The sequence below is a fragment of the Actinomadura soli genome (assembly GCF_005889715.1).
GTDB lineage: Bacteria > Actinomycetota > Actinomycetes > Streptosporangiales > Streptosporangiaceae > Spirillospora > Spirillospora soli.
Window position 1 is genome coordinate 1 of the sequence record NZ_VCKW01000449.1, and the last position, 3,852, is coordinate 3,852.

Genomic DNA, 3,852 nt, shown 5'->3' on the forward strand with positions numbered 1-3,852 from the left:
GTGCCGGGAAGCGCCCAGTCCTTGGTGTCGCGGTCGGTCAGGACGACGACGTACCCGTCCTCGCCTGCCCGCTCGGCGGCGCGCCACTCCGGCCCGGTCAGGGCGTCCGGGCGTGACGAGTACGGCATCCGCATCAGCCTGGTGTGCACTCCCGCCGCGCCCGCCAGCGCCCGCTGCGTGAGATCGAGTTCCAGGCCCGCCCGCCAGGCCGGGACGGTGGCGAGGTCAACGTGCGTGTACGTGTGCGACCCGATCTCGTGGCCCTCGCGCAGGATCCGGCGGGTCAGCCCCGGGTTCTCGGCCACGCGCGCGCCGACCGTGAAGAACGTGGCGTGCGCGTTGTGGCGGCGCAGGACGTCCAGGAGGCGCGGTGTCCAGACCGGGTCGGGGCCGTCGTCGAACGTCAGCGCGATCGTCTTCGCGGGCATGCGACGGCTGCGCGGAGTGTCGCCCGCGAGGTTGACGACCGGGCCGCCGGAGGTGACCGCCCCCGGAACGGCCCCCGCCCCCACGTCGGGGTGCTCGTCCCGCGGGGCCTCGCCTAAGGCGCCGTTGGCGAACCCGTCCAGCAGCAGAAGAACGGTCAGCACGAGGCCGCCGAGCATCAGCAGGATCCAGTGCCCCCTGGGCTCGTCCGGTCGCGCGATCAATTGCTCTTCTTCTTGCGTCCCCACGCGGGCGGAGTCGCCTCCGACCTGCCGGGACGGCTCGTGGCCGTGGGGGGCGCCGGGCGCGCCGACGACGGCGCGGAGGACCCGGACACCGCGGGAGCCGCGCCCTCGCCGCCTCCGGCCGAACCGGGTCGGCCGGCGGCTCGCTGGTCGTCCGGCTTCTTCGTCGGACCGGGCGGACGGCTGAGCTCCACGCCCGGCCGGCCGGAAGGCTCTTTCCAGGGCGTGAACGGCACGTCCGGGCCGGTCGCCATGCCGATGCCCAGCGCGCCGAGGAACACGATGAGCACGGCCCCGGCGGCGAGGCCGAACCGCCGTCCGAGCCGTGCGCGCCAGCCGGTCGAGTCGACGAACACCGGCGAGGTCGCCGTCTGCGCGCCGGTCGCGGTCTCCAGCTCCGTCTCCAGCTCTGTCTCCACGCCGGGCCCGGGCTCCCAGCCGGGCCCGGTCTCGGTGACCGGCCAGGTCTCAGTGGTCGGCGCGGTCCCGGCGACCGGGTCGACGGGCGGCGGTGTCTCGGGCCCGACGACCGGCGGGATGCCCGTGACGACCAGTTTGTCGCGGCGGTGGCGGGCACCACGGGAAATGGGGTCGCGGATCATGTCCGTCACTTTTCGTCACACTTCGTGAGGGGTGGCGAACGCCCGGGCGCCGTGCCGGCCCGGACGTTCACTGGTTCAGCGCCGAACACCCGCGTACGTGTCACACGGCTGTCAGAATCCCTGCACAATGGCGTGGGTGGAACGGGCCGACGAGGAGGATCTCGGCCGTGCCCTGCGGGAGGCGCAGGACGGCGACGAGGAGTCCTTCCGCATGCTCTACCGCGACGTCCAGCCCCGCCTGATCCGCTTCGCCGGCGCGCTCGTCGGCCCGGACGCCGAGGACGTGACGTCGGAGGCCTGGCTGCAGATCGCCAGGGACCTCCCCACCTTCCGCGGCGACCTCGACGGCTTCCGCGGCTGGACCGCGACGATCACCCGGCACCGGGCGCTGGACCACCTGCGCCGCAAGTCGCGGCGGCCCGGATCCGACCTCCCCGTCGAGGAACTGGTCACGATGGCCGCCGACGCCGACACCGAACTCGACGCCCTGGACGGCGTCGCCACGCAGGGCGCCCTGCGGCTGATCTCCGAACTTCCCCGCGACCAGGCCGAGGCGGTGCTGCTCCGCGTCGTCGTGGGCCTGGACGCCAAGTCCGCCGGAAAGGTCCTCGGCAAACGGCCCGGCGCCGTGCGGACCGCGGCCTACCGCGGCCTGCGCCGCCTCGCCGAGCGGCTGTCACCCGCCGATCCGGACGGCGCGTCACAAGCCGGTCCCGACGCCGAGGACGCGGCGTCCGGCACTCGTCCCCTCGCCCAGAGTGACAAAAGCGGCGGGACGGGCGCTGAAGGGGTGACATGAAAGACCATCACCAGGCCGGAGAGCTCGACAGGCACGCCGCCGAGCGCCTTCTCGACGGCGCGTACGACCATGCCGGGCTGCACGCCCTCCTCACCGCGGCCGCCGCGCCGGGCCGTCCGGAGGAACTCGCGGGCGAGGACGCCGCCGTCGCCGCCTTCACGGCCGCGCCGCGTCCCGCGCCCCGGTCCCGGGCCGCCGCCCTGCGCCGCTTCCTGACGATCAAGGCCCTGGCCATCGTGGGCGGCTCGCTCATCCTGACCGGAGGGGCCGCCTACGCCACGATCACCGGGCAGCTCCCGGGCCAGGGCCCGGCGCCCTCGCCCAGCCCGTCGCAGCATGAGCGCAACGGCACGCAGGGCGAGGAGAACCCGGCCATCGAGTCCTCGTCGCCCACGCCGCCGTCCACCGGCCCGTCACCGGGATCGCAGCACGGCAAGCCGAAGCAGCACGGCAAGCCGAACGCGCCTGGCCAGCAGAAGAAGACCGGTGACCCCAAGCCCAGTCCTCCGAAGCAGACGCCGGACCCGCCGCGCGGGCCCGGCGACAACAACGGCAGCGGCAGCCTGCCGACCCAGGGCGACATCGAGCTGGGCAACACCACGACGAGCGGCGGAACCACGGGCAACGACACTCCGCCGACCACCGCCCCCAGCTCGGGCGGCGCGACCGGCTCCAGCAAGGGCAACGGCACCGGCCAACGTCACTGACCCCGGCGGACGTCGGCTCGCGGACGGACGTGTCGTCACGGAGGTGTCGTCACGGACGTGTCGTCGCGGACGTCAGGTCGCGGACGTGTCGCGTTCGTGTTCGCGCCCGCGCGACTTGTCAGCCCACCTCTCCGGGTCGGCTTCCAGGGCGGACCTGTCCCAGTCACCGAGATCGGCCGCCGCCTCGTAGGTGCCCTGAAGGAATTCGAGCAGCGCACTGTCGGGGCCGGGCGCGGCGCGAACCTCTTCATACGGCAGCAGGAACTGGCCGTTCTCCCGGCTGTAGAAGGCGCCGGACGGCCCGACCGGACGATCGGCGAACCCGTCCGGCTCGGGGTAGGCGTAGGCGTAGAAGGCGCCCTCCTCCCCACCGCCCGGCCAGAACCCGCAGCTGCTCAGCTCCTGGGAATAGCCCTCCTCCATGACCCAGTCACCGCAGTTGGGGGCGCCGCCCGGATGCCGGGGCGCCTTCCGTCCGGAGAACCGCGTGCAGGCGAGGTCCATCGCCCCCCAGAAGAAATGCACGGGACTGACCTTGCCCGCGAAACGGGACCGGAACTCGCCCATCACCCGCGCAGCCTGGAGCAGCTGGCGCCAGAACAGGTGCGCCGCGGCCGCGTCGTACGAGGCGTGCTGATCGTCGTCCGCGAACGGGATCGACGGGTCGACCTCGTTCGGACGCGCCTGGATGGCCGTCTCGATCCCGAGTTCGGCGAGGGCGCGCATCGTCCGGTCGTAGAACTCCGCGACCGGCATGGGCTCCAGCCCGAACCCGCCCGTGCCCCCGTCGCTGGCGCGCAGGTGCAGCCGGTGCTCGACGAAGTCGAACTCGATGTCGAACGCCCCGCCCCGGTGGGGGATGGCGGACGTGGTGAGGCCGCGCGGGCTGACGTACAGCGTCACCTGCCACCAGTGGTTGACCAGCGGCGCGTGCACGAGCCGGACCTTCCCGACGATCTGCGTCCACATGTGCAACGTGTCGCGCGTGTCGCTCCAGTCATCCACCCGCAACCGAGGCCACGAGTCACGCCCATTCACCATTGCCACCCCTCTTCCAGCCGGTCGAGTAATGC

At 73.2% G+C, this 3,852-nt stretch carries 5 protein-coding genes; 2 read left to right on the top strand and 3 right to left on the bottom strand.

Annotated features, from left to right (window positions below):
- A partial coding sequence (locus ETD83_RS40315) for a polysaccharide deacetylase family protein (RefSeq protein ID WP_171064717.1) occupies positions 1 to 650 on the bottom strand: 650 nt, incomplete at its 3' end.
- The gene (locus tag ETD83_RS40320) at positions 647 to 1,273 is read right to left on the bottom strand and encodes a hypothetical protein (RefSeq protein WP_138650517.1); all 627 of its coding nucleotides are present in this window, start codon (positions 1,271 to 1,273) and stop codon (positions 647 to 649) included. The genes ETD83_RS40315 and ETD83_RS40320, both read right to left, overlap by 4 nt.
- Positions 1,274 to 1,409: 136 nt before the next feature.
- On the opposite strand from ETD83_RS40320, the gene ETD83_RS40325 reads away from it, so the two are divergent.
- On the top strand, positions 1,410 to 2,072 hold the full coding sequence (locus ETD83_RS40325) for an RNA polymerase sigma factor (protein WP_230421514.1): 663 nt from the start codon (positions 1,410 to 1,412) through the stop codon (positions 2,070 to 2,072).
- Positions 2,069 to 2,779, top strand: coding sequence for a hypothetical protein (locus ETD83_RS40330; RefSeq protein WP_138650519.1), 711 nt, complete (start codon positions 2,069 to 2,071; stop codon positions 2,777 to 2,779). The genes ETD83_RS40325 and ETD83_RS40330 overlap by 4 nt, the downstream gene beginning before the upstream one ends.
- 72 nt (positions 2,780 to 2,851) lie before the next feature.
- Here ETD83_RS40330 and ETD83_RS40335 read toward each other — a convergent pair whose 3' ends face one another.
- Positions 2,852 to 3,820, bottom strand: a complete 969-nt coding sequence (locus ETD83_RS40335) for a DUF5996 family protein (protein WP_138650520.1) — start codon at positions 3,818 to 3,820, stop codon at positions 2,852 to 2,854.
- Between the last annotated feature and the right edge of the window lie 32 nt (positions 3,821 to 3,852).

Bases quoted from the DNA above. Each gene is read 5' to 3' on its own strand.
- ETD83_RS40320 (WP_138650517.1), bottom strand. From the start codon at position 1,273: ATGATCCGCGACCCCATTTCCCGTGGTGCCCGCCACCGCCGCGACAAA.
- ETD83_RS40330 (WP_138650519.1), top strand. From the start codon at position 2,069: ATGAAAGACCATCACCAGGCCGGAGAGCTCGACAGGCACGCCGCCGAG.
- ETD83_RS40335 (WP_138650520.1), bottom strand. From the start codon at position 3,820: ATGGTGAATGGGCGTGACTCGTGGCCTCGGTTGCGGGTGGATGACTGG.